Source organism: Thermoleptolyngbya sp. C42_A2020_037 (assembly GCF_015272455.1).
Taxonomy (GTDB): Bacteria; Cyanobacteriota; Cyanobacteriia; order Elainellales; family Elainellaceae; genus Thermoleptolyngbya.
Genome location: NZ_JACYLP010000014.1, coordinates 1 through 18,798, shown reverse-complemented (window position 1 = coordinate 18,798; position 18,798 = coordinate 1). Strand labels below are relative to the sequence as shown.

16 protein-coding genes and 1 pseudogene are annotated in these 18,798 nt (G+C 56.0%); 7 read left to right on the top strand and 10 right to left on the bottom strand.

Annotated elements, in window-relative coordinates; all coding sequences use genetic code 11:
• Nucleotides 1-315: 315 nt before the first annotated feature.
• From IGS16_RS03930 to IGS16_RS03905, 6 genes are all read right to left on the bottom strand, one after another.
• Nucleotides 316-945, bottom strand: coding sequence for a heme-copper oxidase subunit III (locus IGS16_RS03930; protein WP_297076682.1), 630 nt, complete (start codon nt 943-945; stop codon nt 316-318).
• A gap of 242 nt (nt 946-1,187) precedes the next feature.
• Nucleotides 1,188-2,840 carry a cytochrome c oxidase subunit I gene (gene ctaD, locus IGS16_RS03925; protein WP_297083485.1) on the bottom strand — a complete coding sequence of 551 codons (1,653 nt, stop codon included), beginning with the start codon at nt 2,838-2,840 and terminating at the stop codon, nt 1,188-1,190.
• A gap of 85 nt (nt 2,841-2,925) precedes the next feature.
• Nucleotides 2,926-4,008: a cytochrome c oxidase subunit II gene (locus IGS16_RS03920; RefSeq protein ID WP_297083484.1), complete on the bottom strand. Its 1,083-nt coding sequence runs from the start codon at nt 4,006-4,008 to the stop codon at nt 2,926-2,928.
• Nucleotides 4,009-4,213: 205 nt separating this feature from the next.
• On the bottom strand, nt 4,214-5,242 hold the full coding sequence (locus IGS16_RS03915) for a tetratricopeptide repeat protein (protein ID WP_297083482.1): 1,029 nt from the start codon (nt 5,240-5,242) through the stop codon (nt 4,214-4,216).
• Between the two features lie 183 nt (nt 5,243-5,425).
• Nucleotides 5,426-5,764, bottom strand: coding sequence for a hypothetical protein (locus IGS16_RS03910; RefSeq protein ID WP_297083480.1), 339 nt, complete (start codon nt 5,762-5,764; stop codon nt 5,426-5,428).
• Nucleotides 5,765-5,873: 109 nt separating this feature from the next.
• Entirely contained in the window at nt 5,874-6,521 is a 648-nt protein-coding gene (locus IGS16_RS03905) for a Uma2 family endonuclease (RefSeq protein ID WP_297083700.1), read from the bottom strand.
• A gap of 419 nt (nt 6,522-6,940) precedes the next feature.
• Between IGS16_RS03905 and IGS16_RS03900 the strand changes: the two genes are divergently transcribed.
• Together IGS16_RS03900 and IGS16_RS03895 are read left to right on the top strand one after the other, a co-directional pair.
• Complete coding sequence (locus IGS16_RS03900; RefSeq protein WP_297083479.1) at nt 6,941-8,140, top strand: Coenzyme F420 hydrogenase/dehydrogenase, beta subunit C-terminal domain; 1,200 nt, start codon at nt 6,941-6,943, stop codon at nt 8,138-8,140.
• Nucleotides 8,141-8,157: 17 nt separating this feature from the next.
• Nucleotides 8,158-9,390, top strand: coding sequence for an amidohydrolase family protein (locus IGS16_RS03895; RefSeq protein WP_297083476.1), 1,233 nt, complete (start codon nt 8,158-8,160; stop codon nt 9,388-9,390).
• 1 nt (nt 9,391) lies between these two features.
• On the opposite strand, the gene IGS16_RS03890 is transcribed toward IGS16_RS03895, so the two are convergent.
• The gene (locus IGS16_RS03890; RefSeq protein ID WP_297083474.1) at nt 9,392-9,886 is read right to left on the bottom strand and encodes a DUF4079 domain-containing protein; all 495 of its coding nucleotides are present in this window, start codon (nt 9,884-9,886) and stop codon (nt 9,392-9,394) included.
• Nucleotides 9,887-10,103: 217 nt separating this feature from the next.
• Here IGS16_RS03890 and IGS16_RS03885 point away from each other — a divergent pair, with 217 nt between their 5' ends.
• From IGS16_RS03885 to IGS16_RS03870, 4 genes are all read left to right on the top strand, one after another.
• On the top strand, nt 10,104-11,510 hold the full coding sequence (locus tag IGS16_RS03885) for an ATP-binding protein (RefSeq protein ID WP_297083472.1): 1,407 nt from the start codon (nt 10,104-10,106) through the stop codon (nt 11,508-11,510).
• 139 nt (nt 11,511-11,649) lie between these two features.
• A complete protein-coding gene (locus tag IGS16_RS03880) occupies nt 11,650-12,315 on the top strand; it encodes a response regulator transcription factor (RefSeq protein ID WP_297083471.1) in 666 nt (221 codons plus the stop codon).
• Between the two features lie 567 nt (nt 12,316-12,882).
• Nucleotides 12,883-13,098: a hypothetical protein gene (locus tag IGS16_RS03875; protein ID WP_297083470.1), complete on the top strand. Its 216-nt coding sequence runs from the start codon at nt 12,883-12,885 to the stop codon at nt 13,096-13,098.
• Nucleotides 13,099-13,426: 328 nt separating this feature from the next.
• A complete protein-coding gene (locus IGS16_RS03870) occupies nt 13,427-15,796 on the top strand; it encodes a T3SS effector HopA1 family protein (RefSeq protein ID WP_297083469.1) in 2,370 nt (789 codons plus the stop codon).
• Between the two features lie 21 nt (nt 15,797-15,817).
• Here the strand turns inward: IGS16_RS03870 and IGS16_RS03865 are convergent, their stop codons facing one another.
• Together IGS16_RS03865 and IGS16_RS03860 are read right to left on the bottom strand one after the other, a co-directional pair.
• A complete protein-coding gene (locus IGS16_RS03865; protein ID WP_297083467.1) occupies nt 15,818-16,138 on the bottom strand; it encodes a hypothetical protein in 321 nt (106 codons plus the stop codon).
• A 26-nt stretch (nt 16,139-16,164) separates the two neighbouring features.
• A complete protein-coding gene (locus IGS16_RS03860) occupies nt 16,165-17,028 on the bottom strand; it encodes a M48 family metallopeptidase (RefSeq protein WP_068514823.1) in 864 nt (287 codons plus the stop codon).
• Nucleotides 17,029-17,902: 874 nt separating this feature from the next.
• Here IGS16_RS03860 and IGS16_RS03855 point away from each other — a divergent pair.
• Nucleotides 17,903-18,220 carry a hypothetical protein gene (locus IGS16_RS03855; protein ID WP_297083466.1) on the top strand — a complete coding sequence of 106 codons (318 nt, stop codon included), beginning with the start codon at nt 17,903-17,905 and terminating at the stop codon, nt 18,218-18,220.
• 375 nt (nt 18,221-18,595) lie between these two features.
• On the opposite strand, the pseudogene IGS16_RS03850 reads toward IGS16_RS03855, so the two are convergent.
• Nucleotides 18,596-18,798, bottom strand: a pseudogene (locus IGS16_RS03850) (hypothetical protein); the annotation flags it as partial.

The window sequence follows — 18,798 nt, the reverse complement described above, 5'->3', positions numbered from 1 at the left end:
GGGCCCTGTGGCTGTATTGAGCCTGAATTACGGGCAAGTGTGCATGTCTCGCCGCTGCTGGAGTGCCGAGAGGGGGCTGTGACTTGAGGATTGGGGCGATCGCCCTAGCCCAAAACCTGACGCGGGCGACTCACGAGACACGAGAGTGTAGGCACATCAATGGTTTAAGGACTGACGACTGGGAAGCAGTAGGATCAATAAAAAAGAACAATAAAAAAGAACAAAAAAATAACACGGTCTTTCGTTTGGAAAAACCGTGTACTGGATTGGTGAAGTGAAACCGATTCGGAATGAAATCTGGAGGCTAGTGCGAACTTAAGAAAACTGCGTCAGAATGTAGAGCAGCGCAAACAGGATGATCCAGATAATGTCCACAAAGTGCCAGTAAATTTCCGCCATTTCAACGCCCGTGTGCTTATGGTCGGAATAGTGACCCGCACGGCGCGATCGCCACAACACGCCCAAAATTAGCACCAGCCCAATGAAGACGTGCAGCCCATGAAAGCCTGTCATCAGGTAAAAGCAATTGGCAAAGATATTCGTCTTTAGCCCATAGCCTAGCGTTGCGTATTCGTAGGCCTGTCCTGCAAGGAAGACTGCGCCCATCAGCGCTGTGACAATGTACCACTTCCGCAGGCCGTTCACGTCGTTTTTCTTGATGGCGACATCGCCCAGGTGAATCACAAAGCTGCTCGACACCAGAATGATGGTGTTGATCGTTGGCAGCAGCAGTTCCACCTCGGTTCCCTCCGGCGGCCAGTGGCTTGCGGCTCCGCGTACCATCAAATAGGCGGCAAAAAATCCGCCAAACATCAGCGATTCGGAAATTAGGAACGTCAGCAGCCCCCAAACTCGCAAATCGGGATGCGCGTGGTCATGGGCCTGAGCCTCGGCAGTAATTTCGGGGGCGATCGCCGTTCCGGTGGGTGCAGTTGCGTCAGTCATGGTTGGGTATTTGTCAGGAGTTCAGGTCAGTTGGGCGGGAAGAGGGAAGAACGAAGAGGGAAGAGGGAAGAGGGAAGAACGAAGAGGGAAGAACGAAGAGGGAAGAGGGAAGAACGAAGAGGGAAGAGCGAAGAGGGAAGAACGAAGAGGGAAGAGGTCTCATTTTTCGCTTTTCGTTTTTCGTTTTTCGTTTTTCGTTTTTCGTTTTTCATTTTTCGTTTTTCGTTCTTCCCTCTTCCCCATCACTCTACCGCCAGGGCTTCCTCAGTCATGCCGTATTCATAGGGGCCGTGCTTCACCACAGGCAGCACTTCCCAGTTTTCGATGATCGGCGGCGAGGCGGTCGTCCACTCCAGCGTCAGCGCATTCCAGGGGTTGTCGCTGGCTTTGGGGCCGCGCATCCAGCTCCACACCGCGTTGATGATGAAGGGTATCAGCGAAGCCGCCAGCATAAACGCGCCAAACGTGCAGAGCTGATTCAGTGATGTAAACTGCGGGTCATACATGGCGACGCGGCGCGGCATTCCGTGCGCTCCCAGCGAGTGCATCGGCAAAAAGGTCAGGTTTGCCCCGATGAAGGTCATCAGGAAATGCACCTGACCCAGTTGCTCGTTCATCATGCGGCCCGTCATTTTGGGGAACCAGTGATAAATCGCGGCGTAGAGTCCAAACACCGATCCACCAAACAGCACATAGTGGAAATGCGCCACGATGTAATACGTGTCGTGGACGTGGATATCGAACGGCGCTGCGCCCAGCGTGATGCCGCTGAGGCCACCCAGCACGAACATGCCCAGCAGACCGATCGCAAACAGCATTGCGGTGGTAAAGCGGATCTTGCCGCCCCACAGCGTTGCCACCCAGCTAAAGATCTTGACCCCGGTGGGAACGGCCACAATCAGCGTAGAAATCGTGAAAAACAGGCGCATCCACGGCGGCGTGCCGCTGGTGAACATATGGTGTACCCAGACAAACAGGCCAACTAGGCAGATCGCGAGGCTGGAATAGGCGATCGCCTTATAGCCAAAAATTGGCTTGCGGGCATAGACCGGGATAATCTCCGACATCATGCCAAAAATCGGCAAAATCATGAGATACACCGCCGGGTGTGAATAGAACCAGAATAAGTGCTGGTAAATGATGATATTTCCGCCTGCGTCTGGCTTGTAAAATGACGTGCCGAAGTTGATGTCAAACAGCAGCAGGATCAGCCCCGCCGCTAGCACGGGCGTAGACACGAGTGCCAGCGCCGAAGTCGCCAAGATTGCCCAGCAAAACAGCGGCAGCTTGTCCCACGTCATGCTCGGAACCCGCATCATGATGATGGTAACGATGAAGTTCACCGCGCCCATAATGGAGGATGTGCCCACCAGCACAATCGCCATAATCCACATCGACTGGGCCACTGGAGCGGTGATTTCACTGAGCGGCGGGTAGGAAGTCCACCCCGCCTGCGCCCCGCCAAAAAAGAAGCTGCCCAGCAACAGCAAGCCAGCGGGCGGGTTGAGCCAGAAGGCGATCGCATTCAGGTTGGGAAACGCCATGTCTCGTGCGCCGATCATCAGGGGAACTAGGTAGTTGCCAAAGCCCCCGATCGCCGCAGGCACAATCCACAGAAAGATCATGATCGTGCCGTGGTTGGTCAGCAGTGCGTTATACAGGCTGGGATCGACAAAATCGGGATCGGGCGTGGCTAGCTCCATCCTCATGCCCACGGCCATCAGCCCGCCGATGAGATAAAACACAAACGCCGTCACCAGGTATTGAATGCCAATCACCTTGTGATCGATGTTGTATCCAAAGTAGTGATACCACTTCCAGGCTTTGTGATCCTGGGCGTGGTCGTGGTCTACAACAAGCGCTGCGTCGTCGAGTGGAACTTGTGCTTGAGTCATACGCAGAGGGGATATACCAGTTTTTTATCAAGAGGCGGAACAGAGGAATGAATGCGGTTGAGCGGCAAAACAGCGCGATCGCCCCCTAAGAGCGCGATCGCAATTGCGAAAGCACCTGATCGTTCACGCCCATTTCCTGAGCATAGGGCGCAAGATAGTCGCCATCCGACAAATCCGCCGGATTTACGGCTATAGTCTGCGCTGGGTTTTGCTGCTGCGCGATGGCATTTTGCTGAAGCCATTCGTCAAACTCGTCCTGGGCATGGACAATCACCTGAGTTCTCATGCCGCCGTGGTAGCTGCCGCAGAGTTCCGCGCAAACGACAGGATAGGTGCCCACCTTCGTCGCCACAAACCGCAAGCCAGAGGATTGCCCCGGCAGCGCGTCTTGCTTCAGGCGAAACTGCGGCACCCAGAAGGAGTGGATCACGTCCTGGGCAGAAATATTAAGCTGAATGTCTTTGCCGACAGGAATATGTAGTTCGCCCGTCATAATGCCGCTGTCGGGATAGTTAAACAGCCAGGCATACTGCATTCCAGTGACGTTCACCACCAAATCGGGCACTTGTCCTTCCTCATCGGGGTTTGCGCCAAAGCCGTAGCGGGGAACCGGCATAGCAGGTGGCTCTGCGCCGTCAGGCAGATCCGCTAGCATTTCGGCCGTCGCGTCGGTGGCGATCGCCCCATCATCTGGAGCCTGCGCCATCATCGCGACGGAACCCTGCGGCACGGCGTGCATTTCGTGAGACGGCATCGCGTGCGACACTGCGCCGCCCATCATGCTGTGCCCGACGTGGATACTGCCAGGGTCAAAGCCGCCCATTTCTTGAAACACCTGGACGCTGTAGACCCCCAAACCGATGACCAAAATAGCGGGAATCGCCGTCCAGAAGGCTTCTAGCGGCAGGTTGCCTTCGATGGGGATGCCGTCGCCCTCGTCTCCTGGCGCACGGCGATAGCGAAAGCAAAACAGCAGAATTGCTCCAATGACCACCAGGAACAACGCGGTGGCCATCATCACCATCACGTCAAAAAGCTGGTCTACCAAAACCGCCGCTTCCGACGCTTGCTCTGGCAACAGACCATGATGCTGACCCACCCACAGGCTGACCAGGGTGATCAGAATGCCAGCGGTTAGCGTTAACAGGGATGCTGGAATCTGTTTCATGAATCCTCAAAGTGTGAGTCGCAGATTGAGCGGGTGTCGCAGGGGTTGTAACGTTTTGTGGCGATCGCCCCCGCCAAATACCCAAACTCTCTCCCTTAATACCACCCGAACTCTGGGGATCGCTGGAAACTTTCGATTTGCTTCAGATCCCCTGGGGTCTACGTTGAGATTTCATGACGTTTTTTACCGTTTCCGGTTTTACTGCCTAGCCCTGTTCTAGCCGCCACAGCATATCCTGCACTTGCAGCACGCGGTGAGATTCATGTTTCGCAGCAAACAGGTCGCGGGCGCGGTTCAAATGGGTGGCCGCCGCCTGAACATCGTGCTGTTTGTAATGAACCATGCCCAGACGATAGTGAGTTTCGGCATCGTCGGGATTGGTCTGGAGCGCCTGCTGATACTGGGCGATCGCCGCTTCGGGGCTGTTGGGCACTGGGGCTGGTTTTGCTCGTTCAGGATTGACCGCAGGCTGAGGGTTGGGAGCGGCCACAAACTCGCTAATTAAGCGGGCGACTTTCTCCTTATGCCTCAGACCGGGATAGAGGTTGCGCGTCATTGGAAAGCGATCGCCCGACTTCAGGTGCAGCACAATCCGTCCGGTCGATCGCGCCTTGCCTGTGCCCTGCTCCACGTCTGCATAAGCCACTTGATGCAGCGGCAGCACCGATTCTTTTTGCCCAATTGCGCCCTGGCGGACATGGTGCAGTTTGCCGCTGGCTTTGTCTAGTGTGGCGTGGTTAATCTCGCACATACCCAGCAGCCCGCCAATCCCCATCGCCGCAGTGATGCCGCCGATGAATAACATAACCACTCGGTCGTCGTTTTCGACGTAGAGCGAGGGCTGGGTATTGTCCATGAAAAAGGCGTTGACTCGGTTGGCGATCGCCTCCTGACGACTCCAGCTTGACGACCTGGAACTGATTGTGATGGATTGACCCTTGGTTTGCAGAATGACGCTGTAGCGAACGCTGCCGCGTCCACTCGATCGCCGCTTTACGACCGCCCCGCGAATGCTGCTGGGAGGAATCGGGCGACGGGTAGACACTAGGAAATTGCTCTCCTCTAGCGTGCATTGGGCGCTGAGCGTTGAAACGCGCTGGCACGAAAAAATCGTGTGCCTGCCCAAGGGCATGATGCCCAGCCCGAGCAGCGCCATCGGAAAAAACGTGAGCCACAGCGACCAGCCGCGATCGCGCAGTTTCATCCGCCCTGGGGTTTGCTCCACGATTTTCATAGCCACGCTCCGCCGCTCGGCACATTTCAGCTTTAGTCAGCTTTATTCAGCTTGGGTCAGCGCTTTTTGCTCAGCGCTTACTAGATAGCCTCAGTGTGCCCATCGATGAATCCGGAAGCGACGACCCGGCGATCGCCCTGTCACGCCTCTTCAAAGCGCAGTTTGTGGGCAGGTCTGGACAAATCACGAGCGACCTTGGCGATCGTTAAGCAGCCTGTCTTGTATTTCCCTCTTTAATTGAGCCGCGAACGTCTTGCCATACCGCGCTTCTAGGAGTCCAGATTCAAAAAAAGATTTCGAGTATTCAGCGGCGATCGCCCCGCGAGTCGTCAGCCCTTTTTCGCTATACAGTTCGGCAATTTCTCGAAACTCCTCGATCGGGTCGATTGCACCCGGAGCGCCGGAAGCCATGCGCCCTGCAAGACAGCCCTCCCCAGATACAAAACCGTAAATCGCGTTGATGCGGCTTTCCAGCCTTTCCTGCCAGTAGCGACGAGCGTTTTCAATTCGTGGATCGTCCACAAGTCCTCTCCAAATCAGTTCTGTGCGAATTTCTGTGCGAATTTTTGTGCAAATTTCTATGCAATTTTCTATGCAAATTTCTATGAAATTTTCTCTGCAATTGCCACAGCTATAGGGCATCCGGATCAACGCCCAGTTCGCGCAGTTTCGCGGCAAGCTGTTCAGCCCGTCGGTCGGAGGCTTGGCGCTGCTGTTGCTCCTGTTCGGCCGCTTCGGCAGGCGTGGGAACCAGCGTGCCGTCGGGCGCAAAGAAGCGCAGCCTGCGGTCGTGGATGCCAAGGAAAAGCTGGAGTTGTTCGCTCCACAGCCAGCCGCGATCGCCCGGTTGCAGGGGCTGATACTGTCCGCCCACAAGCGTAAATCCGGCAAATTCCAGCGTTACTGGGTCAAACCAGAAATAATCAAACACTCGCAGCACATCCTGATAAAGCTGCTTTTTCGCGCCGCGATCTTGCTGGGCCGTGCTGTTCGACAAAATTTCGATAATCACGTTGGGCGTTTTGCCGTCCTCTTCCCAAACAGTCCAGCTTTTGCGCGGGCGCTTTTCCGTATGCAACACCACGAAGAAATCGGGGCCGCGAAAGTCGCGGGTCTTGATTTTGCTCGTACTGTAGTAAATCGTGAGATTGCCGCTGGCGTAATAGTCCGTGCGATCGCGCCACAGCCAGTTCAGGCACTCCAAAAACAGAATCATTTGCTGGAGATGAAGATCGGATTCCAAGGGCGGCTCGTCGCTGTCAAGATTACAAGGGGGCATGGCGGGCAACTCGCGATCGCCCTCCTTAGAAAAGCGAGCTTCGGCAGGCTCCTCCAGCGCAGATTGCTCAGGCGACAATTGCATCGGGTCTGACGGATCAATCTCTGGCGTATCTGGCGCGAGGAGTTCGGGTTCTGGCATCGGCAGCGTGCCCCCACGACGAGCATACAACTGCCTTCAGTTTAGTGGATTCGGTCGAGTGGACAGGGGGCGGGGTGTTGGGGTGTCAGGATGTTGGAGTGTTCGCGAAGTTGCCTCTTTCACCTTTTGCTCGACCAACTTAGCCAAGGCCGTTGGGGTGTCAGGATGTTGGAGTGTTCGCGAAGGGCGATGACGAGAAAGGGCGATCGCCCGTCCCCCACCCTACGGTATTGTGAAAACAGGTCGCCTGACCCCCGAAACCTGACCCCTGATCCCTCATGACCGCCGTTTCGCCCAACGCCCACAAAAAAGCCCGCGCCCTCAAACCCGGCAGCCGTCGCCCTGCCAAGGAGTTGTGCAGCGAGTGCGGCCTCTGCGACACGTACTATGTGCATTACGTCAAGGAAGCCTGCGCCTTTATTAACCAGCAAATTGCCGACCTGGAGCAGGAATTTCACGGGCGCAGCCGCGATCTGGAGCAGGAAAACGACCTGTATTTCGGCGTGCATCAAGATATGATGGCGGCGCGTAAGACTGAACCGATCGAGGGCGCACAGTGGACGGGCATCGTCAGCAGCATTGCCATTGAAATGCTGAATCGGGGGCTGGTGGAAGGCGTGGTCTGCGTGCAAAACACGACGGAAGACCGCTTTCAGCCGAAGCCCGTAATCGCCACCACACCAGAAGAAATCCTGGCGGCGCGGGTGAACAAGCCCACGCTGTCGCCCAACCTGTCGGTGCTAGAACTGGTGGAACAGTCGGGCATGAAGCGGCTGCTGGTGATCGGCGTGGGCTGCCAGATCCAGGCGCTGCGGGCGGTGCAGGACAAGCTGGGCTTAGAAAAACTCTACGTGCTGGGAACGCCCTGCGTAGACAACGTGACCCGCGCCGGATTGCAAAAATTCCTGGATACCACCAGCCGATCGCCCGATACGGTGGTCTATTACGAGTTTATGCAGGATTTTCGCGTACATTTCAAACACGAAGACGGCTCCACGGAGACGGTGCCGTTTTTTGGGCTGAAGACGAACGAACTGAAGGACGTGTTTGCGCCCTCCTGCATGACCTGCTTTGACTATGTAAACTCACTGGCGGATTTGGTGGTGGGCTACATGGGCGCGCCCTTTGGCTGGCAGTGGATTGTGGTGCGAAATGAGACGGGCGCGGAGATGCTGGAGTTGGTGAAAGACCAAATCGAAACGCAGCCAGTGATGTCCCAGGGCGATCGCCATCAAGCCGTGCAAAACAGCATCCCTGCCTACGACAAGGGCGTAACGCTGCCGATGTGGGCGGCGAAGCTAATGGGCGTGGTGATCGAAAAAATTGGCCCCAAAGGGCTGGAATACGCCCGCTTTTCCATCGACTCGCACTTCACCCGCAACTATCTCTATGTGAAGCGCAACTATCCCGAAAAGCTGGAGCAGCACGTCCCCGACTACGCCAAGCGCATTGTCGGGCAATATAAACTGCCAGAATAACTCTGCACACTGGATTCATGGATCTGAAAATTACACAGGCGCGGCTGGCGGGACGGGTGGGACTTTGGGACATTGGAATTGAGGGCGATCGCATTTCAGCCGTCGCCCCGGCCCTCTCGACTTCAGTGGCAACGGTGATCGATGCCGCGCAAAAGCTGGTGATTCCGGGTTTGGTAGACGGACACATTCATCTAGATAAGGCGCTGATTTTAGACCGACATCCTGCGGTGGAAGGCACGTTTCAAGAAGCCATGCGCGGCACCTTGCGACTGAAGCAGACCTTTACCGAGGCGGATATCCAGGCGCGGGCGCGGCAGGTGCTGCAACGGGCGATCGCCTTTGGCATCACCGCCATGCGGAGCCATGTGGAGGTCGATCACACCATCGGCTTGACGGGACTCCGCGCCCTGCTGCCGCTGCGTCAGGAATTTGCCTGGGGCATCACGCTCCAGCTCGCCGCCTTTGCCCAAGAAGGCATTACGAACCAGCCCGGTGTAGAAGCCCTGCTGCGAGAGGCGATGACGCTGGGAGCCGACGTGATCGGCTCTGCGCCCTATGTAGACCCCGATCCAGAACAAAACATCCGTATCGTGTTCGACATTGCCGAAGCGTTTAATTGTGATGTCGATTTTCATCTGGATTTTTTGGATGACGACGCGCCGCTACTGTGGCCCGTGGTGGCCGCAGAAACGGCACGGCGCGGCTGGCGGGGGCGCGTCTGCCTGGGGCACATGACCAAACTGGCGGGGCTGTCCCCGACGGAACTGGCCGAGGCGGCGGCCATGCGGGAAGCCGGAATTTCCATCCTGGCGCTGCCCGCGTCTGACCTCTACATGATGTCTCGCAAGGACACCCACAACGTCCGCCGGGGCGTAGCTCCGGTGCATACGCTGGCGGCGATGGGCGTGAACACTGGGCTGGCGGTCAACAATATTCAGAACCTATTCACGCCGTTTGGCGATGGCGATGTGCTGAAGATTGGCACGCTGCTGGCGCAGGTGTTGCAGATGGGGACGGCGCAGGCGCACGAGCTGTGTTTGGACATGGCGACGACCCGCGCCGCGAGGGCGATCGGCATTCAGGATCAGGCGATCGCCCCTGGCCACCGCGCCGATCTGGTGATTCTGGACGCAGCATCGGCAACGGAGGCGATCGCCGCCCCACCCGCAAATCGAACCGTCCTCAAGCACGGGCGCATCGTCGCCCAAACCAAGCTCGAACGGCAGCTTTTCTGCCGCCCGTCAGAATAATCTAAATCGAGAGGCCCAGCTTTAGCCCAAAGATGCCGTGGATCAGCAGCAGCGCCAGAGCCGCGCTGCCCAAATAAGCGTGAACCGTGCGGAAGCCTTTGCCCTGCGAAAAGCCCACCGCAGCAATCAGCCCATTCACCGCCAGCATTCCCAGCGCCACAGAACCCGTCCAAAAGTGGGGGCTTTGCAAAATTGGCTGCTTTTGCATCACCAGCGACAGAATGCCGCCCGTATAGCCCATTGCGATGAAAAGAAACATCAGTCCAGCGATTTTCTTGTGATCCGTGCGCTTTTGGGCAGCCAGCGCATCGTCGGTCGCCGTCAGCAGGCGCCCTTGCCAGCCTGTCACCGCAGCAAAACTGCCCATCACCAGCACCACAATCCCCATCATCGCAGGATGCCCCCAATGCACAATCGGCTCTGGCACATTGAGGTTGCGAAAGACATCGGCGATGGGGTCTAGCCATTCGCTCAAGCGAGTTGCAAACTCTGACATGGTGTTCTCCTTGCCCTTGGAATGGTTTCTTAAAAAAATGTTAAGCCTGTGCTTAAGCCTATTCTATAGCGGGAACTGGGCTGGACGGAGAAGAAAAGCGCGAGAATCCTGATACACCATGTCCTGAGCAGGAACCACTTCCACCGGAACCTTTTTCTACTGCTGCGGTCAAGAAGCCCACTCAGGCTTGCAATCTGCCCGTCCCATTCATTCATCTATGCGACTTAATCGGCTATTCTCCAGTCTTCGGACGCGAATTCTGGGTTGGTATATTTTGCTGGTGGCGGCCTCGATGCTGGTGTCGATTGTGGGAATCCGCCAAACGCTGCTGGCTCGCCTGTATGAGCGCATTGAGCAATCGCTGGAGCAAGAAGTGCTGGAACTGCGCCAGCTCAAAACGGGGCTAAATCCCAGAACCAGCGAGCCGTTTGGAAACGACATTGATGCTCTGTTTCGGGTTTTCCTCAGCCGCAATATTCCGGCTGATAACGAGTTTTTGCTGACGTTTTTGGATGGCGAGTTTGATCGCTCCAGTCCCCGCGCTGTCCCCAAGTCCCTAGATTTATCTAGCCCGCTGGCTCAAGAGTTTGCAGAAATTGCCACACCCCGGCGGCGCTGGGTGACGCTGCCGGATGGGGAAATCATTATTTATCAGGCAGAGCCGATCTTTCGAGAAGGCAGCCGGGGCGTGTTTGTCGTAGCGCATCTGCTCTCGGCCGAACTGAGGGAGGTAGACGAGGCGATCGCCGTCGTGATTCAGGTGATGCTGACGGTGCTGGCCCTGACAGCCATTGTGGGGTGGTTTATAGCGCAGCGAGCATTGGAGCCGCTCAACCTGTTAACCCAGGCCGCCAAGACCGTGAGCGAGTCTGATCTGACTCAGCGCATTCCAGTGCATGGCGTAGACGAAATCAGCGAACTGACACTGCGGTTCAACGAAATGCTGGATCGGCTGCAACTGGCCTTTGCTGCTCAGCGCGATTTCGTGAGCGATGCGGGACACGAACTGCGAACGCCCATCACCATCATTCGCGGACATCTAGAACTGCTGAGCGACGACCCCACCGAGCAGCGCGAAACCCTTGATCTGGTGACCGATGAGCTAGACCGCATGAGCCGCTTTGTGGATGACCTGCTGCTGCTGGCGCGGGCAGAGCAGCCCAATTTTTTGCGGATGGAAATGGTGAATGTGGCGACTCTGGCAGAGGAACTATTTGCCAAGGCAAAGGCCCTGGGCGATCGCCAGTGGCAACTAGAAAATCATGCTAAAGGCTGGATTGTGGGCGATCGCCAGCGGCTGACTCAGGCGGTGATGAACCTGGCCCAAAACGCCACCCAGCACACCCAGCCCAGCGACACCATCACCCTGGGCACAGCGCTCGATCAAGATAAAGTTCGCTTTTGGGTACGCGACACGGGCAAAGGCATTCCCCAGACAGAACAGGCTCGCATTTTTGAGCGGTTTGCCCGTTCCAGCACCAGCAGGCGACGGTCGGAAGGTGCGGGGCTGGGGCTGGCCATCGTGCGGGCGATCGCCCAGGCCCACGGGGGCACTGTCGAACTGGTCAGCCAACCCGATCAGGGCGCAACCTTCACGCTCATCATCCCGGTTGATCCGCCCTAAAGCCGATGTCAATTTCTCTCCACAGCGCTATCTGTGGAATTAACGAAACGCCCTGCCAGTCCTTGACTGAGCCAGCAGATTAGTCATCCAAAATCACCCATCTAAACTCCAAAATTCAGTACATCCAGAAACGAAAATCATGACCCGCGTGTTGATTGCAGAAGATGAGCCGCGCATTGCTGCTTTTTTAGAAAAGGGATTTCGGGCTAACGGCTTTGCAACGGCGATCGCCCCGGATGGACAAACCGCCTGCGAAATGATTGCCAGTCAAGAGTTTGACTTGTTGATTTTGGATTTGGGATTGCCTAAAAAAGATGGCTGGACGGTGCTAGAGGAATTGCGCGGGCAGGGCGAGCAATTGCCTATCATTATCCTCACTGCCAGCGACAGCGTCTACGACACCGTGGCTGGGCTGGAAAGCGGCGCAGATGATTATGTCACCAAGCCCTTCCGGTTTGAGGAACTGCTGGCCCGCGCCCGTCTGCGCCTGCGCTCCACACGCACTGCCCAAAGCGCAGAAATGCGGCTGCAAGTGGGCAACATCGAGCTAGATTTGCAATCGCATCAGCTCCAAGTGGGCGATCGCCAGATTGAGCTATCGGCCCGAGAATTTGCCCTAGCAGAAACGTTCCTGCGAAATCCAGGACGAGTCCTCAGCCACGAGCATTTGCTCAAGCACGTCTGGGGCTATGACTACGACCCCGGCTCCAACATTGTCAATGTCTACGTCGGCTATCTGCGAAAAAAGATGGGGAACGGGTACATCGAAACCGTCCGCGGCATGGGCTATCGCTTTCAGCCGTAGTCAACGTCTGTCTGAAATTTCAAAACTAAAATTTCAAAAATGTCCTGGGCTTCAAACTCAATTTGTTGAAGTCAGTTTTCGAAGTCAGTTCAGCGTGTTTCTGCGGTGCATTTAGAGCGTACTGTTTGGGCCTTATTCTGCGCTTGTGTAAAGGCGATCGCGCCGCAGACGAAGACCAAATTAAAAAAGTTCCCGAAATTCGGAACTTATTCCAAAACTCATTTCAAAAAGCAGGCGACGTTCAATCTTTTCAAAAGTTCCTAAATAAAATCAAAAGCTTTTCTAAATTCAAGATATTTTTAGATTCATCTCCTAAGATGCACTCTAGCAGGAGCTTTCTGGCAATACCTCTATGCCCTTGGATATAGGCATCCTCGTCCTGAGTCTTATTCCAAAAACGTTGCTTTAACGCTCAATAAGAGAAGCATTAGAAAACTCTAATAAAGATTGCTTTCGATTGTTCATATCGATAAGCTGAAGACACATGGAGGAAGCACAAAAAAACAAGTCTCTTGCAGATGCAAGTGTTTCCAACATAAGTCGATAGTTAGTAATGAGGATCGTGCAATGACTAACAAGCAACTTTCACAATATCAGCCCGCAGGTATCGATTTGTTCCTGGGCATCGAAGGATTGTCGCAAGTGCTAACTGAAGAGAACGAGCTGCTGATCACAGGAGGACGGCGGCGAAATTCGACCCCTCCGCGTCGCAATCCTCGACGAGTTGTGCGCCGTCGGACAACCCGCCGAGTAGTACGTCGCCGTAATATTTTCACGACCTAATGCTTTCGACCAAGCTTTGGTATTTGATTCGTTTTAGGTTGTAAGGTTTCGCTCGTTTTGATCGAGCAACTGCTGATTAGGGGGTTCAGAATTCACATGACTTAAAATCCCTCTTTTGGCAGAGGCGGCTCTTCAACCTTTGGTTGAGTCAGAGCCATAGCCAGAGTCCTGAGTGGCTCTGGCTAAGTTTTTTAGAGATGCAAAGCAGAACAGCAGAAAGTTTGTGTCAGTTTGTGTCAGTTTGTGTCAGCTTGTTTAATTTAGAGACGCTGATTCGATAAATTCCAAAATGCATACAGAGACACCGTTTAGATTGGATTATCAGAACGTGTTTGATTATTTGGTGAGGCGTAATATCTGCGATCGCCAATTAGAATCTGTCATTTCTATCGAAGCCAAGTCTTCCAAAAACTTTAATTTGCTGGTGCGGCTGACGGGCGATCGCCTGCTGTTGGTGAAACAAGAGCCGCTGGATGCCCAGGGCAATGCCGCTGGAGATTTGCTGATTGAAGGAGAGGTGCAATCGCTGTTTCAAGCGCATTCTGAACTGAGCGGCTTGATTCCTCTAACGGCAGGCATTTTGCTGTTTGATCCAGCCCATCACATCCTGGTGATGAACTATCTTCAGGACTATCTCGATCTGGAAACTTTCTATGCCGAACGGCAGATGTTTCCAACGGCGATCGCCCACCAGTTAGGGCATCTGGCCGCACAATTTCACCGCACTACATTGGACTATTGGCCGATCTATCACCAACTTCATCCCGACGAGGAGGTGCTTCATCGGGCCGCCCTCCAGCAAACCCAAACGGCGGCAATGGCAGAGGATGAAATCGCCACGATTGTTCCTAATTTTGAAGACGGGCTGGAGTGGCTGACTCCAGAAGATTTGGGGCGGATCAGCGAAGATGGGCAGCGGTTTTTTGAGCTGTATTTTCAGTCTGCGGATCTGCGGAGGGCGATCGCCCATTTAAGCGAGATTTACGACCCCTGCTGCCTCACGCACCAAGATTTCAAATTCGGCAATGTGCTATTGCATCGCAACTGGCCGCAGTTGATTCGAGCCGCCTCTAAAGAATTCAAAGAATCAGCAGAATCAGCTAAAAAATCATCCGCGAACAATCAGCCTTGGAATGCTGCCCCGCAACCCCTGCGCCTGATCGACTGGGAGAAGGCAGAATGGGGCGACCCAGCGCTGGATGCGGGATTTCTGATTGCTTGCTATCTGCGGCTATGGCTACAGAGTTTGGTGGTGTCGGGGCTGGATTTGACCGAGGCGCTGCGGCTGGCGGCTGTGCCACTGGAGGCTCTCCAGCCGTCGCTACGATCGCTCGTGCGGGGCTATGCGGCGGCGTTTCCCGAAATGGGGCGATCGCCAGACTTTTGGCAGCGGGCGATGCAGTTTGCGGGTTACAGCCTGGTTCGCACGCTGCGGGTCAAAGCGCTGCACTTCGAGCCGCTGGGCAATGTGGGTATTTGCACGATGCAGGTGGCGAATTCGCTGCTCAATCGGCCAGAAGCGGCGATTCGGTCAATTTTTGGCGGGCCGCTTCTGGACTGGCTAGACAGTAAAGCATCTGACGCAGAATTGGGCAACCAGCCAGATAGCCAATCCGACCTTGCGGCGACATCCGGCTCTGGCGAACTGGCAGGTTCCCCCGCGACAGTTCCAAACGCGACCCCGACGCTCAAGCTGCCGCCCGGAGCGGGGCTAGAGGATTTGCTGCGGCATCTCCACATCAGCGCGGAGGGACGGATTTATCACGATCGCTGTCCGGCGGCGGTGCTAGTAGAAGACGATCGCCCCTTTGACCAGTTGCCGCCAGAGGTGCAGCGTTCCTATCTGCGGCTCCAGCTTCGCAACGTGATTTATGACCTTTACTTTTGTGGACGGCAACTGACCGACCAACCTGCGGCGACGGATCTGCGAAACTCGGTGCAAGCTGGGGTGGATGTGGAATTTTTTGAGCAGCTTAGCGCAGCAAACACAGGACAGGGCTATTTTGACGCGGGCTGGATTGTCACGCAGATTGACGAAACGATGGCCTTGGTTCAGCGCAATGGGTTGATTTTGCGGCTGGAGCGCGATCGCCATTTATCTCCCTCCCAAAGACATCCGGCAGTGGGCGACGCGGTTGCGGTGTGGATGCCGCCCCATCGCATGGACGCGAGTTTCTATACCGTTTTGGGCGATCGCGGCCCGATTTCACCGGATCTGCCTGCGGTGCAGGTTTATTTCAACCTGTCGCCTGCGGGGGCGATCGCCCTCATGCACGATCTGATTCCGGCGCTAAATACGGCGGCGCTGCCCTTTGCGCTCAGCCTGCTGCACGACCCAGCCGACTATGAGCGGCGCGATTCAGCCATTTTGCGAATTTGCCAGGTCGATTGGGCAGCGGCGGCTCCGATGCTGCGGCAGGCTTATCTAGCCGTGCGATCGCACCTCCAGCGGACCGTGCCTCTGTTTACCAAGGCCCTCGCGCCGGGAGTGGGGCTAGCGGAGGAACCGATTGAGGAAGCCTGCAACGAGGCGATCGAGTTTGGGCTGCACCGCGCTCAGTTGGTTGCCGATGGGCTGCTAGACAGCGCCGACCCAACCACGCGGCTAGCGGCGATCGCCCGTCAGTTTCAGCAGGCAGGGCTGTTGCTTGACCGGCCATATCTGAATCCTGGTGCGGACGATCGCTACTCGCTTTGAATGGCTCGACGATTGCTGGGTTTAGAAAATAAAAGGCAGTACCGGGCGCAGTAGCCGCCGCAGCTTCAAGAGCATCACTGTTTGCCGGATTTCGGGCGGCAGCTCGCGGGGTTGTTCCTCAATCGCCGTCTGGCGACTGGCCTGCTGAGTAGCGTGTTCGCTTGCAGTGAGCGGTTCCCCCGTGACGGGCGATCGCCCCTCCAGCACAATCTGCGTCCGCAGCACCTCCTCTGGCACGTCCTCTGGTGGCGGCAGCGCGTGCCCCAAACCGGCCCCAACGCCCATTGCGCCTGCGGTGCCGCACACCACGCCCGCGCCAACCCCGGCAATCCAGCGTCTCATTTCACGTTCCTGCTAAGAGAGAGCATTTAGCGCACAAGTGGACGAATCTGGTTGCGATAGTCGGCAGTGTCTAGCCCTCTGCCCTGGGTGAGGGCGGCTTCATCTACCATTTGCCGCAGGCGAGCAGCGCGTTCGCCAGAGTTGGGGTGGGTGCTGAGGAAGGTGGGCACCGAGCCGCCTCGCTGCTGGAGTTTTTCCATAAAGCTGACCAGGCCAATCGGGGCATAGCCAGCGCGGATCATGTTGTTGAGGCCGCGCTCGTCGGCTTCGTATTCGTCGCGGCGGCTGTTGGGCCGGTTGATGGCGAGTTCCACACCCAGGGCAACGGCCGTGTTGCGATCCAGTCCGGCAGCACGGGCAGCCCCAGCGGCGATCGCCCGATCGCGCAACTGCTCGACCGAGTGGCGCGAGGCAATATGCCCAATCTCATGCCCCAATACGCCCGCTAGCTCAGCCTCGTTGTCCATTGCTTGCAGCAGCGCAGTGGTAACGTAGACATAGCCGCCCATTGTGGCAAAGGCATTGATCTGGTTGCTCTCGACCACCTGGAAGGTGTAGGGAATCTGGGGGCGATCGCTGTGGGGCACGAGGCCCTGTCCCACGCGGTTAACGTATTCAGAAACCGTCGAATTCCGATAAAGCCGAAACTGCTGCGTCAACAATTGCTGGTTGATCTGCCGACCTAGCTCCAACTCTTGCCGCTCCGACATATTGGAGATTTGAACAATTTGCGCCCCGCGAATCAGCAGTTCCAACCAACGCGGCACGGTTTGCGAATGAGACGGCGAAGGGCTAAGCACAATTAGCCCCGTTGCCATCACGCCTGCCATCAACCCATAGAGCCAGCGGCGGCGCAGATTGCCAAATTGGTGAAGGAGAAAGTCAATCATGATGCTTTGCCAGAGTGTGGAATGTTGACGTGCGGAGGAGTTCAGGAGTTAGGCGTATTAGGCGTAACAGATAACAACAAGCTTGCCTGAAGCTTCGGGATTCCTCAAGATCAAAAAATTGATCCAGGATCAATCCAGATATATTGATCTTCGAGACGTAGATTATGCAAAATTGTTGCGTGAGTAGGCATCTTGCGCGGGCCGGTGTGATGATGCAGGTGAGGGCGATCGCCCACCAGCCCTTTTTAAGCGTTACTTCCAGGAACTCTCTCTAGCGTTCCACAATCCCTCCAAAAATCACTCTCCCCAACGGTGAAGTTGTGCGGCAGCAGATAGCCTCGAAATCTCACAGACAATTTTTCTGCCGCCTGCTTGCTCAGCACTTCTTCGCGGCCACCTGTTAACTCCGTCTCCCTCAGGATCTACGTTAGCCTTCGCGATCGCCCTCATCTCTCAGCACCCGCACCTTTCGGCGATCGCCCTTTATCTCTCAGTAACCGCAACCTCTGGGCGATCGCCCGTTTCTCCCAACACCCACACCTCTGAGCGATCGCTCTTCATCTCCCAACACCAACACCTCTGGGCGATCGCCCTCATCTCTCAGCACCCGCACCTCTGGGCGATCGCCCCCCGATACCTCTCGGAACCTCGAACGGCTGACCCAAACCTATCACCGCTCAACGTTGGCATCTTACCCGAAAGCTGTTGGGACTGGTTGCAATGACCGAAACCTCCAAAAAACCGAACCTTTGCAATCAGGGGGCGAATCGCCTACTCACCCGAAAGCTAACTGAACCAGAGCGCTGAGGGCTAACGGTGTAGCTCAACGGCGGTCAGTGGCTCTCGGTTTCAGCCAGGATCTCTGTTCCGTCCGTTGCAGCGAGGTGTTAGCCTTCGCGATCGCCCCCCATCTGCCAACACCAACACCTCTGGGCGATCGCCCTCATCTGGCAGCACCCGCACCTCTGGGCGATCGCCCTCATCTCTCAGCACCCGCACCTCTGGGCGATCGCCCCCCGGATACCTTTTGGGACGTTGCACACTGACCGAAGTCTATCGCTGCTCAACCTTTGCGGCTGACCCGAAAGCTGTTGGGAGTGTTCGGCTTGACCCGGATCTCGAAGAACTGAGCCTCTGCAAGTGGGGGGCGAATCGCCTACCCACCGACAAGCTGACAGAACCAGAGCGCTGAGGGCTAACTATTAATTAGACTGATCCTGTCTGCCTATCTACCCCGCAGAGGGCAATTAGGCTGAAATCCGTCTGTCTAAGATCCCAAATTGGGTAGATAGGCTGATTGAGATCTGTCTAAGATCCCAAATTGGGTAGATAGGCAGACATTGATCTGCATAATACCCCTGTTTCAGGGAGTTAGGCAGACGGCTTCACAAAGGCTTTAGATAAGTGGGGCTAATGATTAGGCGCGATGCAGCGTTAGGCGCAGTTGCCCTGTTTGAAATTTTCGATTGGGGATTGGGGATTTTCGATTGGGGAGTTTGGATTTTGGATTGACAGACTCGGCCGCCAAAACCCAAAATCCAAAATCCAAAACCGACCTTATCTGTTCTTACTCGGTTGCACCAGGATTGCTCCGGACTTCACGGTGCAGGCAGCGCAACACTTCGCTGGGTTGCTCGGCGTTAAGGACGATGCCGTTGGGCGGAAATTCCAGGGCGTGCGTCCACTCGAAGCGTTCGGCGTAGCGGAGCAGGTGTAGCCGGTCGATGGCCAGTTGCGCGTCTTCGGGCAGGCCGATGATGTAGTGGCGCA

What these genes read in the sequence shown, in the direction of transcription:
- IGS16_RS03890 (WP_297083474.1), bottom strand. Translation starts at nt 9,886, where the DNA reads ATGTCAGAGTTTGCAACTCGCTTGAGCGAATGGCTAGACCCCATCGCC.
- ctaD (WP_297083485.1), bottom strand. Translation starts at nt 2,840, where the DNA reads ATGACTCAAGCACAAGTTCCACTCGACGACGCAGCGCTTGTTGTAGAC.
- IGS16_RS03905 (WP_297083700.1), bottom strand. Translation starts at nt 6,521, where the DNA reads ATGCCCCCTTGTAATCTTGACAGCGACGAGCCGCCCTTGGAATCCGAT.
- IGS16_RS03900 (WP_297083479.1), top strand. Translation starts at nt 6,941, where the DNA reads ATGACCGCCGTTTCGCCCAACGCCCACAAAAAAGCCCGCGCCCTCAAA.
- IGS16_RS03915 (WP_297083482.1), bottom strand. Translation starts at nt 5,242, where the DNA reads ATGAAAATCGTGGAGCAAACCCCAGGGCGGATGAAACTGCGCGATCGC.
- IGS16_RS03885 (WP_297083472.1), top strand. Translation starts at nt 10,104, where the DNA reads ATGCGACTTAATCGGCTATTCTCCAGTCTTCGGACGCGAATTCTGGGT.
- IGS16_RS03920 (WP_297083484.1), bottom strand. Translation starts at nt 4,008, where the DNA reads ATGAAACAGATTCCAGCATCCCTGTTAACGCTAACCGCTGGCATTCTG.
- IGS16_RS03875 (WP_297083470.1), top strand. Translation starts at nt 12,883, where the DNA reads ATGACTAACAAGCAACTTTCACAATATCAGCCCGCAGGTATCGATTTG.
- IGS16_RS03865 (WP_297083467.1), bottom strand. Translation starts at nt 16,138, where the DNA reads ATGAGACGCTGGATTGCCGGGGTTGGCGCGGGCGTGGTGTGCGGCACC.
- IGS16_RS03860 (WP_068514823.1), bottom strand. Translation starts at nt 17,028, where the DNA reads ATGATTGACTTTCTCCTTCACCAATTTGGCAATCTGCGCCGCCGCTGG.
- IGS16_RS03930 (WP_297076682.1), bottom strand. Translation starts at nt 945, where the DNA reads ATGACTGACGCAACTGCACCCACCGGAACGGCGATCGCCCCCGAAATT.
- IGS16_RS03880 (WP_297083471.1), top strand. Translation starts at nt 11,650, where the DNA reads ATGACCCGCGTGTTGATTGCAGAAGATGAGCCGCGCATTGCTGCTTTT.
- IGS16_RS03895 (WP_297083476.1), top strand. Translation starts at nt 8,158, where the DNA reads ATGGATCTGAAAATTACACAGGCGCGGCTGGCGGGACGGGTGGGACTT.